At 36.1% G+C, this 20,823-nt stretch carries 23 protein-coding genes; 20 read left to right on the plus strand and 3 right to left on the minus strand.

Annotated elements, in window-relative coordinates:
- The first annotated feature begins 2 nt into the window (after nucleotides 1-2).
- Genes spoIIIAE through ACODS7_RS00330 form a run of 4 tightly spaced genes read left to right on the plus strand, consistent with a single transcriptional unit; the run spans nucleotide 3 to nucleotide 3,132 of the window.
- Nucleotides 3-1,175: a stage III sporulation protein AE gene (gene spoIIIAE, locus ACODS7_RS00315; RefSeq protein WP_000946113.1), complete on the plus strand. Its 1,173-nt coding sequence runs from the start codon at nucleotides 3-5 to the stop codon at nucleotides 1,173-1,175.
- Between the two features lie 12 nt (nucleotides 1,176-1,187).
- Complete coding sequence (gene spoIIIAF, locus ACODS7_RS00320) at nucleotides 1,188-1,820, plus strand: stage III sporulation protein AF (RefSeq protein ID WP_029443282.1); 633 nt, start codon at nucleotides 1,188-1,190, stop codon at nucleotides 1,818-1,820.
- Nucleotides 1,810-2,472: a stage III sporulation protein AG gene (gene spoIIIAG, locus ACODS7_RS00325; protein ID WP_000368890.1), complete on the plus strand. Its 663-nt coding sequence runs from the start codon at nucleotides 1,810-1,812 to the stop codon at nucleotides 2,470-2,472. Before spoIIIAF ends, spoIIIAG begins: the two co-directional genes overlap by 11 nt.
- A gap of 15 nt (nucleotides 2,473-2,487) precedes the next feature.
- On the plus strand, nucleotides 2,488-3,132 hold the full coding sequence (locus tag ACODS7_RS00330) for a SpoIIIAH-like family protein (protein ID WP_000914711.1): 645 nt from the start codon (nucleotides 2,488-2,490) through the stop codon (nucleotides 3,130-3,132).
- A 113-nt stretch (nucleotides 3,133-3,245) separates the two neighbouring features.
- Here ACODS7_RS00330 and ACODS7_RS00335 read toward each other — a convergent pair whose 3' ends face one another.
- Nucleotides 3,246-3,440, minus strand: a complete 195-nt coding sequence (locus tag ACODS7_RS00335) for a hypothetical protein (RefSeq protein WP_002000935.1) — start codon at nucleotides 3,438-3,440, stop codon at nucleotides 3,246-3,248.
- Nucleotides 3,441-3,909: 469 nt separating this feature from the next.
- Between ACODS7_RS00335 and accB the strand changes: the two genes are divergently transcribed.
- From accB to ACODS7_RS00410, 15 genes are all read left to right on the plus strand, one after another.
- Complete coding sequence (gene accB, locus ACODS7_RS00340) at nucleotides 3,910-4,398, plus strand: acetyl-CoA carboxylase biotin carboxyl carrier protein (RefSeq protein WP_048563843.1); 489 nt, start codon at nucleotides 3,910-3,912, stop codon at nucleotides 4,396-4,398.
- 16 nt (nucleotides 4,399-4,414) lie between these two features.
- Complete coding sequence (gene accC / locus ACODS7_RS00345) at nucleotides 4,415-5,767, plus strand: acetyl-CoA carboxylase biotin carboxylase subunit (RefSeq protein ID WP_000592870.1); 1,353 nt, start codon at nucleotides 4,415-4,417, stop codon at nucleotides 5,765-5,767.
- 22 nt (nucleotides 5,768-5,789) lie between these two features.
- On the plus strand, nucleotides 5,790-6,182 hold the full coding sequence (locus tag ACODS7_RS00350; RefSeq protein WP_000807630.1) for an Asp23/Gls24 family envelope stress response protein: 393 nt from the start codon (nucleotides 5,790-5,792) through the stop codon (nucleotides 6,180-6,182).
- Nucleotides 6,183-6,528: 346 nt separating this feature from the next.
- Nucleotides 6,529-6,921, plus strand: a complete 393-nt coding sequence (gene nusB, locus ACODS7_RS00355; RefSeq protein WP_000830247.1) for a N utilization substance protein NusB — start codon at nucleotides 6,529-6,531, stop codon at nucleotides 6,919-6,921.
- Nucleotides 6,922-6,944: 23 nt separating this feature from the next.
- Complete coding sequence (gene folD, locus ACODS7_RS00360) at nucleotides 6,945-7,805, plus strand: bifunctional methylenetetrahydrofolate dehydrogenase/methenyltetrahydrofolate cyclohydrolase FolD (protein WP_043935926.1); 861 nt, start codon at nucleotides 6,945-6,947, stop codon at nucleotides 7,803-7,805.
- 26 nt (nucleotides 7,806-7,831) lie between these two features.
- The gene (xseA, locus tag ACODS7_RS00365) at nucleotides 7,832-9,190 is read left to right on the plus strand and encodes an exodeoxyribonuclease VII large subunit (protein WP_016080322.1); all 1,359 of its coding nucleotides are present in this window, start codon (nucleotides 7,832-7,834) and stop codon (nucleotides 9,188-9,190) included.
- A complete protein-coding gene (xseB, locus tag ACODS7_RS00370) occupies nucleotides 9,180-9,410 on the plus strand; it encodes an exodeoxyribonuclease VII small subunit (protein WP_000428423.1) in 231 nt (76 codons plus the stop codon). The genes xseA and xseB overlap by 11 nt, the downstream gene beginning before the upstream one ends.
- Nucleotides 9,410-10,300, plus strand: coding sequence for a (2E,6E)-farnesyl diphosphate synthase (ispA, locus tag ACODS7_RS00375; RefSeq protein ID WP_029443280.1), 891 nt, complete (start codon nucleotides 9,410-9,412; stop codon nucleotides 10,298-10,300). Before xseB ends, ispA begins: the two co-directional genes overlap by 1 nt.
- Nucleotides 10,301-10,601: 301 nt before the next feature.
- Nucleotides 10,602-12,494 (plus strand): 1-deoxy-D-xylulose-5-phosphate synthase, encoded by a 1,893-nt coding sequence (gene dxs, locus ACODS7_RS00380; RefSeq protein WP_016080324.1) that lies wholly within the window; start codon nucleotides 10,602-10,604, stop codon nucleotides 12,492-12,494.
- A gap of 3 nt (nucleotides 12,495-12,497) precedes the next feature.
- Nucleotides 12,498-13,337 (plus strand): TlyA family RNA methyltransferase, encoded by an 840-nt coding sequence (locus tag ACODS7_RS00385; protein ID WP_016080325.1) that lies wholly within the window; start codon nucleotides 12,498-12,500, stop codon nucleotides 13,335-13,337.
- 142 nt (nucleotides 13,338-13,479) lie between these two features.
- Complete coding sequence (argR, locus tag ACODS7_RS00390) at nucleotides 13,480-13,929, plus strand: arginine repressor ArgR (protein ID WP_001032580.1); 450 nt, start codon at nucleotides 13,480-13,482, stop codon at nucleotides 13,927-13,929.
- A gap of 265 nt (nucleotides 13,930-14,194) precedes the next feature.
- A complete protein-coding gene (gene recN / locus ACODS7_RS00395; protein WP_029443279.1) occupies nucleotides 14,195-15,934 on the plus strand; it encodes a DNA repair protein RecN in 1,740 nt (579 codons plus the stop codon).
- A 118-nt stretch (nucleotides 15,935-16,052) separates the two neighbouring features.
- Nucleotides 16,053-17,351 (plus strand): SpoIVB peptidase, encoded by a 1,299-nt coding sequence (gene spoIVB / locus ACODS7_RS00400; protein ID WP_002000940.1) that lies wholly within the window; start codon nucleotides 16,053-16,055, stop codon nucleotides 17,349-17,351.
- A gap of 287 nt (nucleotides 17,352-17,638) precedes the next feature.
- A complete protein-coding gene (gene spo0A / locus ACODS7_RS00405) occupies nucleotides 17,639-18,433 on the plus strand; it encodes a sporulation transcription factor Spo0A (protein ID WP_042969082.1) in 795 nt (264 codons plus the stop codon).
- Nucleotides 18,434-18,684: 251 nt separating this feature from the next.
- Nucleotides 18,685-19,248 (plus strand): PRK06770 family protein, encoded by a 564-nt coding sequence (locus tag ACODS7_RS00410; protein WP_243168079.1) that lies wholly within the window; start codon nucleotides 18,685-18,687, stop codon nucleotides 19,246-19,248.
- Between the two features lie 239 nt (nucleotides 19,249-19,487).
- Here ACODS7_RS00410 and ACODS7_RS00415 read toward each other — a convergent pair whose 3' ends face one another.
- On the minus strand, nucleotides 19,488-19,634 hold the full coding sequence (locus ACODS7_RS00415; protein ID WP_001247671.1) for a YycC family protein: 147 nt from the start codon (nucleotides 19,632-19,634) through the stop codon (nucleotides 19,488-19,490).
- Between the two features lie 50 nt (nucleotides 19,635-19,684).
- On the opposite strand from ACODS7_RS00415, the gene ACODS7_RS00420 reads away from it, so the two are divergent.
- Complete coding sequence (locus ACODS7_RS00420; RefSeq protein ID WP_050844505.1) at nucleotides 19,685-20,413, plus strand: glycerophosphodiester phosphodiesterase; 729 nt, start codon at nucleotides 19,685-19,687, stop codon at nucleotides 20,411-20,413.
- 49 nt (nucleotides 20,414-20,462) lie between these two features.
- On the opposite strand, the gene ACODS7_RS00425 is transcribed toward ACODS7_RS00420, so the two are convergent.
- Nucleotides 20,463-20,696 carry a DUF2627 domain-containing protein gene (locus ACODS7_RS00425; RefSeq protein ID WP_001190212.1) on the minus strand — a complete coding sequence of 78 codons (234 nt, stop codon included), beginning with the start codon at nucleotides 20,694-20,696 and terminating at the stop codon, nucleotides 20,463-20,465.
- Nucleotides 20,697-20,823: the final 127 nt, after the last annotated feature.

The raw sequence follows: 20,823 nt of genomic DNA on the forward strand, positions 1-20,823 counted from the left end.
GAATGTTGAGGAGGTTTGGAGCTAAGCTGCTATTTGCTTGCTTCCTTTTCTTTTCTTTACCGGTTGTTGTACAAGCTTCTCCTGTAGAAACAAACGTCGTTGATCAACAATTGGATAAGCTCGGAATTGAAGATGTGAAGCAATTTTGGGACGGGCTTGTTACAAAATATGGAGGCTATTTGCCAGAGAGTCAAAAAGGGAGCTTTATGGAGTTTGTAAAGGGAGAAAAAGAATTCTCTCTAAAAGAGTGGATGATAGGGTTATTAAAATATTTATTTCATGAGCTTGCTGCTAATGGAAAACTGCTTGGCACACTTATTATGCTCACAATCTTTAGTGCATTGTTGCAATCACTGCAATCCGCTTTTTCAAAAAGTAGCGTAAGTAAAATTGCTGATGCTGTTGTATATATGGTACTTATTATTTTTGCTTTAAATAGTTTTTATGTCGTTATGACATATGCAAGAGAAACGATACAAACAATGGTAGATTTCATATTAGCGTTATTGCCAATTTTGCTGGCGCTTATAGCAACTGGGGGCGGGGTTGTATCTGTATCATTTTTTCATCCGGTTATCATTTTCTTAATGAATACGAGTGGGCTTCTTATGAATTATATCGTTCTACCACTTTTATTACTGGCAACGATATTAAGTATTGTAAGTACAATGAGTGATCAATATAAAGTGACGAAATTATCCAAGCTTCTGCAAAACGTTAGCGTAGGGATTATCGGTGTCTTTTTAACAATTTTTTTAGGAGTATTATCTGTACAAGGAACAGCAACAGCCGTTGCTGATGGAATAGCTGTGAAAACTGCTAAATTTGTAACAGGAAACTTCATTCCAGTAGTTGGAAGGATGTTTACGGAAGCGGCAGATACTGTTATTAGCGCATCAGGATTATTGAAAAACACAGTCGGAATTATTGGGCTCGTCATTTTATGTTTAATTGTTGCTTTTCCAGCGATTCAAATTTTCTGTATCGCATTTATTTATAAATTCGCAGCAGCAGTATTGCAACCGGTTGGCGGCGGAGCAATTATTCAATGCTTAGACATTATTGGACGAAGTATCATTTACGTATTTGCTTGCTTAGCTATCGTATCATTTATGTTCTTTTTAAGTATTACAATTATTATTGCTGCGGGGAATATTACACTTATGATGCGGTAGGAGGTGAAGAGTATGCAATTTGTTACAGAGTGGATCAGAAATATTATCGTTTTTTTGCTCTTAGCGACAATGCTTCATCTTATTCTTCCAAATTCGAATTTGCAAAAGTACGTTAAATTCGTTGTAAGTCTTTTGTTAGTTGTATTAATTTTAACGCCTCTTTTTAAACTATTGCAGACAGATGTAAATGAAGTAATTGCAAATTTTAATGAAGAAAAGTACGTAGCAGAAGGATCTGTAAAAAATTCAATAGATTCGAAGAAAAAAGAAATACAAGCTCTAACACGTGCATATAGTTTAGAAGAGATGGCTACCAAAATGAAAAAAGAAGTAGGAAAAGAGTTTGAGAAAAAGTATGGTATGACTGTCTCTGAAATACAAATAGTCGCAGCAGAAAATATAGAAGAAGTAAAGTCAGCGAAAGATATTCAATCTGTTGTTGTGACGTTGAAAGAAAAAGAACGTAGTAAAAATGATGCAATCGAAACAGTAAAGCCAATTGAAATTAACACGAAAGAGCCTCCAAAAAAAGTGGAAGAAACGAATGTAGAAATGAAAGATTTCTTTTCAAGCAGGTGGCAACTAGAGGGTAAACAAATCCAAGTTCAAATGGAAGGGAGGACAGGTAGAGTAAATGGACAATAAAGATAAAAATTCGAAGTTCTCATTTTTTCGAAACTTATTGAATGGGGATCAAAAAGAAAGCAACGAGAAGGGTAAAAAGGTAACACCTAAGTTTTTACTTGTCCTACTCATACTTGGAATTTTGCTTATGTTTTCTAGTAGTCTCTTTTCAAGTAAAAAAGAAGAAGTACCTGTATTTAAAGAACAAAAAACTCAAAATCAAGAAAAAGACGTACCAACTTTCGGACAAAAAAGTAATGATAGTATGTCAAATGTAGAAAAATATGAAAAAGCGTATGAACAAGAATTAAAAACTGCTTTAGAAGAAATAGCAGGAGTAAAAGACGTAACGATTAAAGTGAATTTAGATTCATCTGAAGAAAAAATTTTAGAAAAAAATACAGTGAAACGCTCACAAACAACAGGTGAAACAGATAAAACAGGCGGTAAAAGAGAAGTAGAGGACGAGTCTCTTGATGAAAAGACTGTCATTATACGTGAAGGGGATAAAGAAACTCCTGTTGTTTTACGAACAGAGAAGCCGAAAGTACGTGGTGTTCTTGTCGTAGCAAAGGGAGTGGATAATATACAAGTTAAAGCAATGGTAAAAGAAGCTGTGATAAGGCTGCTAGATGTACCGGCCCATCGCGTTTCAGTTTCACCGAAAAATTGATAGGGAGGAAATAAAGTGTTAAAAAAACAAACAGTTTGGCTATTAACGATGTTAAGTTTAGTTGTTGTACTATCGGTGTATTACGTGACAACTCCTGACAAAATGAATACAGCATCGCCAGCAACAGGTGAAAAGATTGGACAAGAAAAACAAGGTACTGATAAAGCAGTAACAAACGAAGCACCTAAAGAAACTCCGAAAAAAGAAAATACAAGCAAGGAAACAACGAATAAAGAAACAGACAAAAAAGAAAATACTAAAAAAGAAACAAGTAAAAAAGAGGGCAATGTATCAGTTCAATCAAGTGATGAGAATTTCACAGCTTTACGTATGCAAATGGAAGATCAACGTAGTGAAGCGAAAGCGAAATTACAAGAAGTGATGAATTCTTCGAAATCTTCAGCAACAGAAAAGAGTAAAGCGAAAGATAACTTTGATGCAATCACTACAATGGAAACGAAGCAAGAATTACTTGAGACAGTAATTAAATCTCAAGGAGGATATCCAGATGCTCTTGTAAGAGCTGATGGTACTGATATTAGAGTAACGGTTAAAGCGGCAAAACATTCACAGAAAGAAGCAAATAAAATTATTCAACTTGTAAGAAGTGAAGGCGGATCAAAAGATGTAGGTGTGAAATTTGATCCACCAGCGAAATAAGTGAAACTTTAATCCGCAGGGATTTCCCTGCGGATTATTATCTTTTACTAAGCAAAGGGTATGCAAATAGTAAAATAGAGTATGTAAGTAAATGTGTGAATAGAAAAAAGCTATCATTTTCGATAGCTTTTTTCTATTTCGTCTTTGTAGTTATTTTTACTATGTTCAACTCGGAATGGAGAAACACGTTGCGAGTAAAAGATTAATGGTTCATGGTACTGATGATTACTTTTTCCGGATTTGACGTGGATGCAAAGAACACATGCCCAAACGATTACGGCAGGTAAAAAGAGAATGAGCCATATCATATTTCCACACCTCGACACAATATATTTTCTACACTTTGAACATACTATTCTTATATGAAGGAATGATGAACGGCGTGTAAACAAAAAAATAATATTTGGTAAAAATATGTTATTGACTATAGGTGTGGTGAAGAGTAGAGAGGGAATGGCATGTTTGCTGTGTAACGTTTTGCTAAAGTAGTGAATGTTTTTTAAGAAGTGGTCTTGCCAATTTCATGTGAAACTTGGTATTATTACTAGGTATTAAATTTTTATTGGAATAATATTTTTACAGGAGTTTCGATTTATTATAAAGAAATATAAATTGGAATGTTTAAAAAATTTATCGTAAGATGGAAATAGTAAATATTTCTATTAGTTAATGAAATATATTTTCTAATAGAATACATCGTATTTTTACAGTCAATCTAGTTTTCGTGACGAGAATCTGTAAAAACGGGACAAACAAGAGTATGGGAGTGGATTTTACATGTTTAAAATTCAAGAAGTTCGTGAATTAATTAAATTAATTGATAGCTCTAATATTGATGAATTTGAATACAAAAAAGACGGTACAACAATCAAAATGAAAAAGCGTGGTAATGAAGTTGTTGCTGTGCAAGCACCTGCAGCAAAACAAGCTATGCAACCAGTAGCGCCTGTTGAAGTTGAAACGACAGTAGCAGCAGCGCAAGCAGAAGCGCCAAAACAAGAAGAGAAGAAGGCTGTTCAAAATGAAAACCTACATAAAATCACATCACCGATGGTAGGTACATTCTATTCTTCTTCTTCGCCTGATACACCTCCATATGTAAGTGTTGGGGATAGAGTATCGAAAGATTCTATCGTATGTATTGTCGAGGCTATGAAGTTATTTAACGAAATTGATGCTGATGTAGAGGGCGAAATTGTTGAAATTCTTGTTAATAACGGACAGCTTGTTGAATATGGACAACCGCTATTTCTTGTAAAAGCGTAATAAGGGAGTCTTTGTGATGATAAAAAAAGTATTAATAGCCAATCGTGGGGAAATTGCTGTACGAATTATTCGTGCTTGTAAAGAAATGGATATTGAAACAGTTGCAATTTATTCAGAAGCAGATAAAGAGTCACTTCACGTACAGATTGCAGACGAGGCGTATTGTGTAGGACCAACGATTTCGAAAGAAAGCTATTTAAATTTGACGAACATTATTAGCGTTGCGAAGTTAACAGGCTGCGATGCTATTCATCCGGGATACGGATTTTTAGCAGAGAATGCAGATTTCGCAGAGTTATGCCGTGAATGTAACTTGATTTTTATCGGTCCAAGTCCAGAAGCTATTTCAAAGATGGGCACAAAAGACGTTGCTCGTGATACAATGAAAGAAGCAGGGGTTCCGATTGTACCAGGTTCACAAGGAATTATTAAAAATACCGAAGAAGCGATCGAGCTTGCTAATCAAATTGGATATCCAGTTATTATTAAAGCGACTGCAGGTGGCGGCGGAAAAGGTATTCGTGTTGCACGCCATGAAGAAGAGCTTATAAAAGGAATTCAAATTACACAGCAAGAAGCTAGTACCGCTTTTGGGAACCCTGGTGTATACTTAGAAAAGTACGTTGAAGATTTCCGCCATGTTGAGATTCAAATAATGGCAGATACACACGGAAATGCCATTCATTTAGGAGAGCGTGATTGTACAATTCAGCGCCGTTTGCAAAAACTATTAGAAGAAAGTCCATCACCTGCACTTGATGAAGATATTCGCAAGCAGATGGGTGAAGCGGCAGTTAAAGCGGCGGTAGCGGTTGATTATACAGGTGCTGGTACGGTTGAGTTTATTTATGAATATAAAACGAAAACCTTTTATTTCATGGAGATGAATACGAGAATTCAGGTTGAGCATCCGGTTACTGAAATGGTAACGGGAATGGACTTAATTAAAGAACAAATTCTTGTTGCTTCAGGAGAAAAGTTATCGTTACAGCAAGAAGAAGTACAATTTAATGGTTGGGCAATTGAATGTCGAATTAATGCGGAAAACCCTGCCAAAAAATTTATGCCATCTCCAGGTAAAGTAGAAATGTACTTACCACCAGGAGGATTTGGTATTCGCGTCGATTCAGCTGTATATCCGGGATATTCAATCCCACCTTTCTATGATTCGATGGTTGCTAAATTAATTGTTCACGGAAAAACACGTGAAGAGGCAATTGCAAAAATGAAGCGCGCACTTAGTGAATTTGTCATTGAAGGCGTACATACAACAATCCCGTTCCATTTGCAATTGCTAGATCATCCTGATTTTGTAAAAGGTGAGTTTAATACGAAATTTTTGGAAGAGCATGAACTTGTGACGCAGTGATACATTAAAGGAGGTTTTTTTCATGGCTGAACATATGTTAGATATGGGTCAAGATACAACTCTTGGTAAAGTAGAAATTGCACCAGAAGTAATTGAAGTAATTGCAGGTATTGCAGCTGCTGAAGTAGAAGGTGTAGCGGCAATGCGCGGTAATTTTGCTACAGATGTTGTTGAGAAGTTAGGTAAGAAAAATCACGGTAAAGGTGTAAAGGTTGAATTAGCAAACGAAGATATTATCGTTGACCTTTATGTTGTAATGTATTTTGGTGTAGCAATTCCAGTTGTTGCACAAAAGATTCAAGACAATATTCGCCAAGCACTCTTTACAATGACAGGACTTGAGCCAAAAGAAGTGAATGTTCACATCGTTGGCGTAACATTCGAAACACAAAAAACAGAAATCGAACCAGTGTAAGAATGAAAAGGTGCCTAGTAACATAGGCATCTTTTTTATCGTTTCATTTCTTCACAAATTACAACCCTCTAATTATTATACTATTTCAAAAAATAAGAAATAAACAAGAAAATGTGTCGTTTTTCCAAAAAACGTACATTGTGATAAGATATGGAACTTGAAGTTAATCTTTTTATTATTTTTCAGCCTTGTAACCCGTGTGTGAAACGATAAATTGTGTTATTATCATTGTATTATAAGGTTGGAAAATCAATGAAAACTGTAAGAGTAAGTGAATTGACGGCTTATAAATTATAATAATATAACAAAGTATAAGGAAAGACTTGAAGCATAAAGGAGAGTTACAATGAAACGTAGGACGGCTAGAGAAAGAGCAATGCAAGCATTATACCAAATGGATATTACAGGTGAATTAGAACCGAAAGTAGCAGTGGAAAACACGCTAGATGAAGGCGAAGAAACAAATGAGTTTCTAGAGTCACTTGTAGTAGGTTTTGTAGAAAATAAAGAAGCAATCGATGAAGCGATTCGTCAAAACTTAAAAAAGTGGAAGCTTGAGCGTATTAGCATTGTTGATCGCAGTATTTTACGTGTAGCTGTGTATGAAATGAAATACATGGAAGAAATTCCACACAACGTAACAATTAACGAAGCAATTGAAATTGCTAAAACATTTGGGGATGAGGAATCTCGTCGTTTTATTAACGGCGTTTTATCTAATATAAAAGATACACTGTAAATTCTTTAAGGGGGAATCTTAAAATGGTAGCAGTAATCATCAAAGGAAATGAAGTTGCGGAGAAAAAACGAGCACAATTAACAGAAGAAGTTGTGAAGTTGAAAGAGCAAGGTATTGTACCAGGATTAGCAGTTATTTTAGTTGGAGAAGATCCAGCATCTCGTTCTTATGTGAAAGGAAAAGAAAAAGGCTGTGAACAAGTAGGGATTTACTCAGAGCTAATTGAACTTCCTGAAACAATTACTGAGGAACGTTTGCTTGCTGAAATCGATCGCTTAAATGGCGATGACCGTATTAATGGCATATTAGTGCAATTACCTTTACCAAAACATATTGAAGAAAAAGCTATCATTGAAAGAATTTCACCAGAAAAGGATGTAGACGGATTTCACCCAATCAGCGTGGGACGTATGATGACGGGACAAGATACATTCCTTCCATGTACACCGCATGGTATTGTAGAATTAGTAAAAGAAACAAATCTTGATATTTCTGGAAAACATGTAGTAGTAATTGGAAGAAGTAATATTGTCGGTAAACCAGTGGGGCAATTGTTTTTAAATGAAAATGCAACTGTCACATATTGTCATTCTAAGACGCAAAATATGAAAGAGTTATCGAAGTTAGCTGATATTTTAATCGTAGCTGTTGGACGACCTAAAATGATAACAGCGGATTATATTAAAGAAGGAGCGGTTGTAATTGACGTTGGTGTTAACCGTTTAGAAACAGGAAAACTTTGTGGTGATGTTGACTTTGACAACGTGTTAGATGTTGCGGGTTACATTACACCTGTGCCAAAGGGTGTTGGTCCAATGACAATCACAATGCTTCTTCATAATACTGTTGAATCTGCCAAACGTACAGGTGTCGTTTGTAAATAATTTGAGTCGGCTATGAGGAGAGAGAAATGGAGAAGCAATATTTAACCGTTACAGCGTTAACACGCTATATAAAAACAAAAATAGAATATGATCCGCATTTGCAGTCTGTTTGGTTAAAAGGTGAAATTTCCAACTTTAAAAATCATAGCCGTGGCCACATGTATTTTACATTGAAAGATGAAAATGCAAGAATCGCAGCGGTTATGTTTGCGGGTCATAATCGTAATATTAAATTCAAACCTGAAAATGGGATGAAGGTACTCGTGAAAGGGAAAATCTCTGTTTACGAGGCGAGTGGTTCTTATCAAATTTATATTCAAGACATGCAGCCTGACGGAGTCGGAAATTTACATTTAGCGTACGAACAGTTAAAAGTTCGTTTAGAAGAAGAAGGACTTTTTTCTCAAGTTTATAAAAAAACAATTCCTCCTTACGCTAAAACAATAGGTGTAATTACGTCGCCAACAGGAGCAGCGATTCGTGATATTATAACAACGATTAAACGTCGTTATCCAATTGGGAATGTTATTGTATTTCCGGTACTTGTACAAGGGGAGTCAGCGGCTCCCTCGATTGTACAAGCGATTCGTACAGCGAATGAAATGGGAGAGATAGATGTACTAATCGTTGGTCGTGGTGGAGGTTCTATTGAGGAATTATGGGCTTTCAATGAGGAAATGGTTGCAAGAGCAATCTTTAAGAGTGAAATTCCTATTATTTCGGCAGTAGGCCATGAAACGGATTTTACAATCGCAGATTTTGTTGCAGATTTACGCGCGCCAACACCGACTGCAGCAGCTGAGCTAGCAGCACCTAACATTATAGAGTTACAAGAAAAGGTATTACAAAGAACTCTGAGATTGCAAAGAGCAATGAAAGAGTTAGTACATAAAAAAGAAGAAAAACTACAAGTGTTGCAAAAATCGTATGCGTTCCGTTATCCAAGACAAGTATATGAGCAAAAGGAAGAGCAATTAGATAGAGCGCTAGAACAGCTTGTTTTAGCGAAAGAGCGCTATATTGATAAAAAGGTGAATCAGTTAAAGCAACTTTCATTTTATTTAGAGAAGCACCACCCATCTCAAAAAATTATGCAAACGAAGGTAGCTGTTGAAACGTTGCAAAAGCAATTACAACGTGAAATGCAAACGTTACTCCAAACGAAAGAATTTGCCTTTGTAAGAGCTGCTCAAAAACTTGAAGCGTTAAGTCCGCTTAAAGTAATGATGAGAGGGTACGGGCTTGTATATGATGAAGAGAAGCAAGTGTTAAAAAGTGTGAAAGATGTAAGCCTTGGAGATGCTGTTTCAGTTCAATTACAAGATGGAATACTAGATTGTAGCGTATCAGGCATAGAGGAGCGTGAATTGAATAATGGAAAATAAATTAAGCTTTGAAGAGGCAATTTCGCAACTTGAGCATCTTGTTTCTAAGCTAGAACAAGGTGACGTACCTTTAGAAGAAGCAATTTCTTATTTTAAAGAGGGTATGGAATTATCTAAGCTTTGTGATGAGAAGTTGAAGAATGTACAAGAACAAATGGCAGTTATTCTTGGGGAAGATGGAGAGCTTGAACCGTTTACTGCTTTAGGAGATGAAGCATAGTGACGATTGCTTTTGATACTTTTTTGAAGGAAAGTAAAACTTTCGTAGAAGAGAAACTTGTAAGCTATGCAAATGAATTACAATGTCCAAATGTACTTCGTGAAGCGATGGCATATTCTTTGGAAGCGGGTGGAAAACGTCTCCGCCCGTTACTTTTGTTTGCAACATTACAAGCGTTCGGGAAAGAAAGAAATCTTGGAGTAGGTGCAGCTTGTGCTCTTGAAATGATTCATACATATTCGTTAGTTCATGACGATTTACCTTGTATGGATGATGATGATTTAAGAAGAGGAAAGCCCACAAATCACAAAGTATTTGGTGAAGCGATGGCAGTTTTAGCAGGAGATGGCTTATTGACGTATGCTTTTCAAGTTATTATGGCATATGAACAAAAAGAAATTTCTGCCGAAAAAAAAGTAAGACTTGTACTTGAACTTGCAAAAGCAGCAGGACCAGAAGGAATGGTTGGCGGACAAGTGGCAGATATGGAAGCTGAAGGGAAACGCCTTACGATTGATGAATTGGAGTACATCCATAAACATAAGACCGGAAAACTGCTTGAATTTGCTGTACTTGCGGGTGCGATACTTTCTGATGCGACAGAAGAGCAAGAAGAAAGGTTGCTTACGTTTGCCAAATATATCGGTCTAGCTTTCCAAATTCGAGATGATATTTTAGATGTCGAAGGAACCGAAGAAGAGATTGGAAAACCGATTGGTAGCGATCTTTCTAATGAAAAGAGCACATATACGACGTTGTTTACTGTAGATAGAGCAAAGGATATTTTAGAAGAAACAATTGCAGAAGCAAAAGGTGCGATTAGCTCCTTGCAATTACAAGATGAATATTTACTATCTATTTGCGATTTGATTGCAAAACGTAATAACTAATATAACAGCGTTTTCATTTGTTGAGTCATTCATCATTTTATGATATAAATGTAGGAAAAGGTTTTTCTTTTCTTGTTATTGGCAAAAATATATGTAGATTACATTGCCGTTATCACTTCGTGTTAGCGGCTATTTTTTTCATCGCCTAAAGAAATATGGTTTATAATAGGATTAAGGCGCAATAGACTGGTTAATAGCGGGACAAGACGAAAAATAGAAAAGAGAATTTCTTGTTTTGTGTAAATGTTTTTTATAATATTTGACATGTTGACAGATTATGAAATGAAAGTGAGTGATCCATGTGGATCTAACGCAAATTCAAAACCCTAGTTTTTTGAAAGATATGTCTATCAGTGAACTAGAGGGATTGAGTGAGGATATTCGTAAGTTTTTAATTGAAGAGCTCTCTCAAACAGGTGGACATATTGCACCTAATTTAGGTGTAGTAGAACTCACAATTGCTCTGCATAAATTATTTGATAGCCCGCAAGATAAATTTTTATGGGATGTAGGACATCAATCCTATGTACATAAAATTTTAACTGGACGCGCGAAAGAGTTTGGTACATTAAGGCAATATCAAGGTCTATGTGGTTTTCCGAAACGTTGCGAAAGTGAGCACGATGTATGGGAAACTGGTCATAGCTCAACGTCGTTATCGGCTGCAATGGGAATGGCTCTGGCACGTGATTTAAAGAAAACGAAAGAATATGTTATACCAATTATTGGGGATGGTGCTTTAACAGGCGGAATGGCTTTAGAGGCATTGAACCATATTGGACATGAAAAAACAGACATGATTGTTATTTTGAATGATAATGAAATGTCGATTGCACCAAACGTTGGTGCGCTTCATAATGTACTCGGTCGTTTACGTACAGCAGGAAAATATCACTGGGTAAAAGATGAATTAGAGTATATATTAAAGAAAATCCCAGCAGTTGGTGGGAAAGTGGCTGCGACAGCAGAGAAAATAAAAGATAGTCTTAAATATTTACTAGTATCTGGTGTCTTTTTCGAAGAGTTAGGCTTTACATATTTAGGTCCAGTCGATGGGCATGATTATGAAAAGTTATTCGAAACGTTGCAATATGCAAAGAAAACAAAAGGTCCAGTACTTGTTCACGTTATTACGAAAAAAGGAAAAGGTTATAAACCGGCTGAGAGTGACGTTATTGGAACTTGGCATGGAACAGGACCTTATAAAATTGAATCAGGTGACTTCGTTAAGCCGAAAGAAGTTGCACCAGCATGGAGTGCTGTTGTTAGTGAAACAGTACTTAAGCTAGCGAGAGCGGATGAGCGTATCGTAGCAATTACACCTGCAATGCCTGTTGGATCAAAACTTGAGAAATTCCAAAAAGAATTCCCAGATCGTATGATTGATGTAGGTATTGCAGAGCAGCATGCTACAACAATGGCAGCAGGTATGGCAACGCAAGGAATGAAGCCATTCTTAGCAATTTATTCGACATTTTTACAAAGAGCATATGACCAAGTTGTTCATGATATATGCCGCCAAAACTTAAATGTTTTCATCGGAATAGATCGCTCGGGATTAGTAGGAGCAGATGGTGAAACGCATCAAGGTGTATTTGACATCTCATTCTTACGTCACTTGCCAAATATGGTGCTTATGATGCCGAAAGATGAAAATGAAGGGCAACATTTAGTTTATACGGCAATGCAATATGAAGATGGACCAATCGCACTGCGTTATGCGCGCGGTAATGGACTTGGCGTTCCTATGGATGAAGAATTAAAGGCGATTCCAATCGGTACGTGGGAGACGTTAAAAGAGGGTACACAAGCAGCTATTTTAACGTTTGGTACGACAATACCAATGGCAATGGAAGCCGCTGAGCGTCTTGAAAAAGCTGGAGTTTCAGTGAAAGTAGTGAATGCTCGCTTTATTAAACCAATGGATGAAGCATATTTACATGATCTTCTAGGAAAGAATATACCGATTTTAACGATTGAAGAAGCTTGTTTAATCGGTGGTTTTGGAACAGGAGTAGTTGAATTTGCATCTGAAAATGGTTACCATAGTGCATTAGTTGAACGAATGGGTATTCCAGACCGCTTCATAGAGCACGGAAGTGTAACAAAATTATTAGAAGAAATTGGTTTAACGACAGATGCTGTTGTAGACCGTATTCATACAATGATTCCATCAAAACAAAAAAGGGCGTAACAAATGAGCGTAAAAAAAGAAAGAGTAGATGTACTATTAGTAGAGCGAGGACTTATAGAAACGCGTGAGAAAGCAAAGCGCGCCGTTATGGCCGGACTCGTATATGCAAATGAAATGAGACTTGATAAGCCAGGAGAGAAAATCTCGCAAGATACTGAGATTACGGTGAAGGGGCAAGTTATGCCGTATGTAAGTCGTGGTGGTTATAAACTTGAAAAGGCATTAGAGACATTTCATCTTGATTTACAAGATAAAGTTATGATAGATATTGGTTCATCAACTGGTGGCTTTACAGATTGCGCACTTCAAAATGGAGCGAAATTATCTTATGCATTAGATGTAGGATACAATCAACTAGCGTGGAAATTACGTCAAGATGAGCGTGTTGTTGTAATGGAACGAACAAACTTCCGTTACGTGACACCAGCAGACTTAGAACGTGGTTTACCTCAATTTGCAAGTATTGATGTTTCATTTATATCATTAAAGCTTATACTGCCGGTTTTAAAAACAATGCTTATGCCTAACGGAGATGTAGCAGCATTAATTAAACCGCAGTTTGAAGCTGGAAGAGAGCAAGTTGGGAAAAAAGGTATCGTTCGTGATAGAAAAGTACATGAAGCTGTTGTGGAAATGATTGTCGATTTTGCTTTAAAAGAGGGCTATGATGTGGAAGGTTTAACATTCTCACCAATTACGGGTGGGGATGGTAATATTGAATTTTTAATTCATCTGAAATGGCATGGTGAACGTGAGAATGGCGAAAATCATTCTCCGATTTCTATAGAGCAAGTTGTTACAGAAGCGCATGACGTTCTAAAACAAAAAGGGAAAGGGGAATAACATATGTTGTTCCTCTTTTTGTTGTAATTGTATAATGATTGTAAAAACAATTGTGTACAAGAAACGAATTATAAGTTAACATAAATAAGTGAAGTATACCAATGTTTAAACTATGGTAAGAGATAGTGTGAGGTGCAAATGTATGAATAAAGGTCAGCGCCATATTAAAATCAGGGAAATTATTGCAAACAAAGAAATTGAAACACAAGATGAATTAGTTGATATTTTACGTAATGAGGGATTTAATGTAACGCAAGCAACAGTATCGCGCGATATTAAAGAACTGCACTTAGTGAAGGTGCCATTACATGATGGGCGCTATAAATATAGCTTGCCAGCCGATCAACGATTTAACCCGTTACAAAAATTAAAACGAAATCTAGTGGATTCATTTGTAAAATTAGACACGGCAGGACATATGCTTGTGCTAAAAACATTGCCTGGTAACGCTCATTCACTTGGAGCACTTATTGATCATTTAGAGTGGGATGAGATCATCGGAACCATCTGTGGTGATGATACTTGCTTAATTATTTGCCGTACACCTGACGATACAGGTGTTGTCTCTGATCGTTTCTTAAATATGTTGTAACAAAAAATCTTGTTTGCTTTCCATCGTAAAGTGGGAAGTGAACAAGATATTTTTATTGGTTAAAAATATGATTTTTCTAATTGTAATATAATATTTTGTATGCATAAAGTTAGAAAATAGATGGATTGACCCGTAAAACAAATGTTTGGTACAATGAAGCGGGTTAGAAGAGTATATACATACAAATATATAGTATGATTATTTGAATGAAGAACTGAGAAAATCCTTTAGTAAGGGATTATTTTATAACGAGGTGAATGGGGCATTGTTATCGGAATTATCGATTAGAAACTTTGCTATTATTGAAGCATTAAATATTTCTTTTCAAAAAGGTTTAACGGTTTTAAGCGGTGAAACAGGGGCCGGAAAATCGATTATTATTGATGCAATTAGTTTACTTGTAGGTGGCCGTGGGTCAGCAGAGTTTGTTCGATATGGAACAGAAAAGGCTGAGATTGAAGGGCTGTTTTATGTTGAAGATGAGAAGCATCCATGTATTGAAAAGGCAGAAGAGTTAGATATAGAAATAGAAGATGGCATGATTATTTTGAAGCGTGATATTGCTGCGAACGGGAAGAGTGTATGTCGTGTAAATGGGAAGCTTGTTACACTTAGCATATTAAAAGAAATTGGGAAAACACTTGTTGATATTCATGGACAGCATGAAACGCAAGATTTAATGAATGAAGAACGACATCTGTTTATGCTTGATCACTTTGATGGGGATCGAATCGTTAAACAACTAGACATATATCAAAATGTATACGCTGACTATGAAAAATTAAAAAAACAATTAAAATCGTTAAGTGAAAATGAACAACAAATGGCACATCGCTTAGATTTAATTCAATTTCAGCATGAAGAAATTCGCAAAGCTGATTTAAAGATGGATGAAGAAAATGAATTAACTGAGGAACGATTGCAAATTTCTAATTTTGAAAAGATTTATAAAGCATTAGGTGATGCATATCGTTCGTTAAGTGCTGACGGACAAGGATTAGATAATGTAAGAAGCGCAATGGGACAAATGGAAAGTATTACACATTTAGATGAAATGTATCAAGAGAATCATGATTCAATTGCAAATAGCTATTACTTGTTAGAAGAGGTTGCATATCAACTGAGAGAAAAGCTCGATATGATGGAATATGATCCAAATCGTTTAGATGAAATCGAAACACGTTTGAATGAAATTCGTATGCTGAAGAGAAAATATGGAAATACTGTAGAAGAGATTTTAGCGTATGCTGATAAAATTGAACAGGAAATTTTTACGATTGAAAATAAAGACGTTCATATTGAAACGACGAAGAAACAGTTGAAGGAATTAGAAAGTGTTATTCTGAAAGAAGCAACGTTGTTAAGTAATATGCGTCATGAGCTTGCAGAACATCTTACAAATGCAATTCATCAGGAATTAAAAGAATTATATATGGAAAAAACGAAATTTGAAGTGAGAATTATGAAGAGAGAAGGAAATGCAGAAGAGCCCCTTGTGGAAGGTGCACCGGTAAGACTTACGGCGGATGGTTACGATCATGTGGAATTTTATATTTCAACGAACCCAGGAGAGCCGCTAAAACCACTTTCAAAGGTTGCTTCTGGTGGAGAGTTATCTCGTATCATTTTAGCTTTAAAAAGCATTTTTTCTAAGCATCAAGGGGTTGCATCTGTTATTTTTGATGAAGTGGATACGGGTGTAAGTGGCCGGGTCGCACAGGCTATTGCGGAAAAAATTTATCGAGTATCAGTAAACTCGCAAGTACTTTGTATTACGCACTTACCTCAAGTAGCTTCAATGGCGGATTCGCATTTATTTATTCGAAAACAAGTAGCGAATGATCGGACAATTACATCAGTTACTGTTTTAACTATGGAGGATAAAGTAACAGAAATAGCTCGAATGATTTCTGGTGTGGAAATTACAGATTTAACGACAGAGCATGCGAAAGAATTACTTACGCAAGCGCATCATTTTAAACAGACAGCAGAGGCTATCCAGTAATGGATAGCTTTTTTTCTCAAATGACGATTTCTTAATTCTTCCGGTTATAAATAAAGCACTGCAAGGAGAGATTAAAAAGTGAAGCCAAAAGGCTGAATGTGGGGTAGGAGCGAGGAGAGTGAACAAGTTGAAATTAGAAAAATTTCGAAAAATAATAGGTCTTTGTCTCCTTGTTTCTTTAGTTTTTATTGGATGTTTTAAACCGCTTCGAACGTTTATTTCATCACCGAAACAACTTGTTGTTTTTGAGGGACAACAATCAGAAATATCATCATTACCAGTTTTCAAAGCTTCATCCACAAATCGTCATGTGTTTACAGTGAGTTCGAATGAACAAAAACAAGGACTTATGGTAAATTCTCATCAAAATGGTGAAGCTGATATGGTATTTCAGCTTGCTGGTTTTCCAGTGAAAAAAGTAAATGTGAAAGTGTTAAAAGATTTTAAGGTGATTCCAGGTGGACAATCAATTGGTGTGAAATTAAATACAAAAGGTGTACTTGTTGTAGGCCATCATTTAATTCAAACTGAAAAAGGTAAAATATCTCCTGGTGAAACAGCAGGTGTACAAATTGGAGATATGATTACTGAAATTAATGGTAAAACAATTGAAAGAATGAGTGATGTAGCACCGTTTATTCATAATAGTGGAGAAACAGGTGAACCGCTTAATCTTGTATTGTTAAGAGATGGAAAATATATTCGCACGAAACTAACGCCACAAAAAGACAACGGTGAGTCGTCTTATCGAATTGGCTTGTATATTCGTGATTCGGCAGCTGGAATTGGAACAATGACATTTGTTCATCCGGATTCTATGAAATACGGGGCGCTTGGTCATGTTATTTCTGATAATGATACAAAAAAGCCGATTCAAGTCGAAGATGGACAAATTATGCGCTCGACAGTTACATCAATTGAAAGAGGTAGTCATGGGAATCCAGGGGAGAAATTAGCAAGATTCTCACCAGATCGTGAAGTGATTGGCAATATTACAATTAATAGTCCATATGGTATTTTTGGAAAATTAAATACAAATATGAAAAACGGTATAATGGATAAAGCAATGCCTATCGCATTATCTCATCAAGTAAAAGAAGGGCCGGCAAAAATATTAACAGTTATTGATCAAGATAAAGTAGAAGCGTTTGATATTGAAGTTGTTAGTACAGTGCAGCAAAAATTTCCAGCCACAAAGGGTATGGTCATAAAAGTAACAGATAAGCGCCTATTAGCGAAAACGGGCGGTATCGTACAAGGAATGAGTGGAAGTCCAATTGTACAAAATGGAAAAGTGATTGGTGCTGTTACACATGTATTTGTAAATGATCCAACATCAGGATATGGTGTTCATATTGAATGGATGTTACATCAAGCTGGAATTAATATTTATGATCAAGAGAAAAAAGCGAGCTAATACATATTAGCTCGTTTTTTCTGTTGAAAAATTCGTTGAAATTTTGTAAAAGCTCCGCAAGAGGTGTTTTTTGTTGTAAAATAAAAGAAAAGGGTTGAACGTTTCGTTGTATTTCTATGATGGAATGTGTTGCGAAAGGGAATAAATGAACGATAAACATATTTTTTTGTGATTTTATCGGAAAGTAAGAAACTTTAAAAGGGAATTTTCACACAATTGTCGAACAATTCATGTAGCCTAGAAGGATACACATGTCGGAGAATCGATTCGGTAAGGGAGGAAAAGCTGTGGAGAAAATTAAAGTATGTCTTGTGGATGATAATAAAGAACTAGTATCAATGTTAGAGAGCTATGTAGCCGCTCAAGATGATATGGAAGTAATCGGTATTGCTTATAATGGTCAAGAGTGTTTAAACTTATTAACAGATAAGCAACCTGATGTACTCGTTTTAGACATTATTATGCCACATTTAGATGGGTTAGCTGTATTGGAAAAAATGCGACATATTGAAAGGTTAAGACAGCCTAGCGTAATTATGTTGACAGCATTCGGGCAAGAAGATGTGACGAAAAAAGCAGTTGACTTAGGTGCCTCATATTTCATATTAAAACCATTTGATATGGAGAATTTAACGAGTCATATTCGTCAAGTGAGTGGTAAAGCAAACGCTATGATTAAACGTCCACTACCATCATTCCGATCAGCAACAACAGTAGATGGAAAACCGAAAAACTTAGATGCGAGTATTACGAGTATCATTCATGAAATTGGTGTACCCGCTCATATTAAAGGATATATGTATTTACGAGAAGCAATCTCCATGGTATACAACGATATCGAATTATTAGGATCGATTACGAAAGTATTGTATCCAGATATCGCAAAGAAATATAATACCACAGCAAGCCGTGTGGAGCGCGCAATTCGTCACGCGATTGAAGTAGCGTGGAGCCGTGGTAATATTGATTCTATTTCATCCTTATTTGGCTATACAGTATCCATGTCAAAAGCAAAACCTACGAACTCTGAGTTTATCGCAATGGTTGCGGATAAACTGAGACTTGAACATAAAGCTAGCTGAGAGTAAAGATAGTAAGGGTTTACTCTTTAGCTAAGCCGACAAATTCTTGAAATCTATACTTAATATCAATTTTAAAACCAATAAACTTTTCACTCAATGACCAATGAATTTTATGATTCGTTGGTCTTTTTATTTTGTTGAGAAAAAGAGATTATTTCATACCATGGAAAATAAAACCTATTTTTAGTAATATTACATATAAGTGAGTTTTTTATAAGGTAATTAAATAGGTATAGATAGGGAGAAGGGGAATGAAAAATAAAATTTTAACTTGGTTAGGAATAGTAGCAGCTATGGGAGTTCTTGCTGTAGCAGTTACATTTGGAATGTTAGAACTTGCCGATAATCCAGCAGATAAAGAGGTGAGTGCTCAAATGGACAAAAAAGAAGACCAAACGATAGTAGGTAGAGAGGTAGATGGAGTCTTTGTTGATGTGTATGTTACTGAAAATTCTACTGAAAGCGAAGTCATTACAGCGATGCATCACATGACTCATCAAAAAGTGGTGGCAGAACGAAAATCGGGCTCTATCCCAATGGTTCAAAATAATGCTAAAAAGTTAAAAGAAATCATAAATAAGAGTAGCTTTGCGAAGAAAAATGAGCTTTTAGCAATTGCTGATAGATGGGTGAAAAAAGATTTTAGTAAAATTGTAGAAGATCACAATTATTTCTCGGATGCTCAAGAAGATAGCGTTTGTAAAGCAACTAGAGCAATGGATGCGTTAGAAGAGCAACATTATATTTTAACTACATTCGGGGAGGAAAAGGCGAAAGAACTATACGAATCAGGGGATGCTCCGCACGTTCAATAAAAAATAATATAAAGGCTTTCTAGTTTTGTATTATCGTGTTTTAAGGATGCAATGGGGACTTATAAATAAATAGTCTACTTTCTTTATGACTTGTAACAAAAAAGAAAAGATATGATTCATTATTAAATGATGAAGGAACGGCTAAATTGCACCGAAGTACATCTATTGAAGAATTTTAGTAGGGAAAGTATCCATGGTATAATGGAGGGAAATAAAAAGCCCTGCAAAACAGGACTGTATTATTCTTCGTCTTTATTTTGTTTTTCTAATTCAACTAGCTTTTGAATTAAAATGTGCTGCGGCATATGCATGAGTTGTTCAAGTGGAACACCTAGTGCTTTTGATAAGCGGACTGCAGTATCTGGAGAAATTTGTAATGGTCTCATAGAAGTACCTCCTTTTTCGTATAGTATAGCATAAGATTGGGGGAGTGAGGATGACTCTTATATTTGCACATCGTGGTGCGGCTGGAACGTACCCAGAAAATACAATGATTTCGTTTGAAGCGGCTGAGTCTTCTAGAGCGGATGGAATTGAACTTGATGTTCAATTAACGAAAGATGGAAAAGTTGTCGTCATTCATGATGAAACAGTGGACCGGACAACAAATGGAAAAGGTGCGGTTCGGAATTATGTATATGAGGATTTATGTAAGTTAGATGCAAGTTATAAATTTAGTGATAAAGTAGGTTTTTGCAAAATACCACTTTTAGAAGAGGTATTAGAATGGCTTGAACGAACGAGTTTGCTACTTAATATTGAACTTAAAAATAATAAAATTCCATACAGAGGTTTAGAGGAAGAAGTAATAACGCTTGTACGGAAATTTAGTTTAGAGGATCGCGTTATATTTTCTTCGTTTAATCACTACAGTATGAAACGGTGCCATATGATGGCTCCTGATATTCAAACAGCTATTTTATATCGCGAAGGTTTGCATAGTCCGTGGGCATACGCGAAAAAAATGGGAGCTACAGCAGTACATCCGAATTATCGTTATCTTCAAGATGCTATTGCTGAACTAACGATGGAAAGTGGTGTAGAGGTTCGCCCTTATACAATTAATGAAGAAACGCTTATGCGTAAATATTTTGATATGAATATATCGGCGATTATTACTGATTACCCTGAAACGGCAAGAACGTTATTGCCGATAAAAAAATGAGACCGCGTGTAACGGTCTCATTTTTTTATTTATAAATAGTGGGGCCTTCCTATCTTCTGAAGCGAGCTTGTACTTTATTTCGTTTGCGATCTCGGTGTACGACGAAGCCACCAAAGATATAAAACCCGAGCCCGAAGCAGAGAGCGCCGATTAAAAATTGTAACCACAGTATAGAGATTGGTGGAAATAGAATCCCGAATACAGTATCTCTCATTAACTTTATACCAAACACAGCTAATGAAATAGGGATGAGTGCTAATAGTAGAGCAACGTAACGCTGCATACATAACGCTCCTTTTCAGATTATTTCGTATATTTTAATGATGTTATATGGAAAGGTGGTTTGTCAAGAGGTTGCTGAACGAGTAAGATAAAGGTGTGAAAAAATTTGCAGAGCTACTTCGAGAGGA

Source organism: Bacillus sp. FG16 (assembly GCF_057809515.1).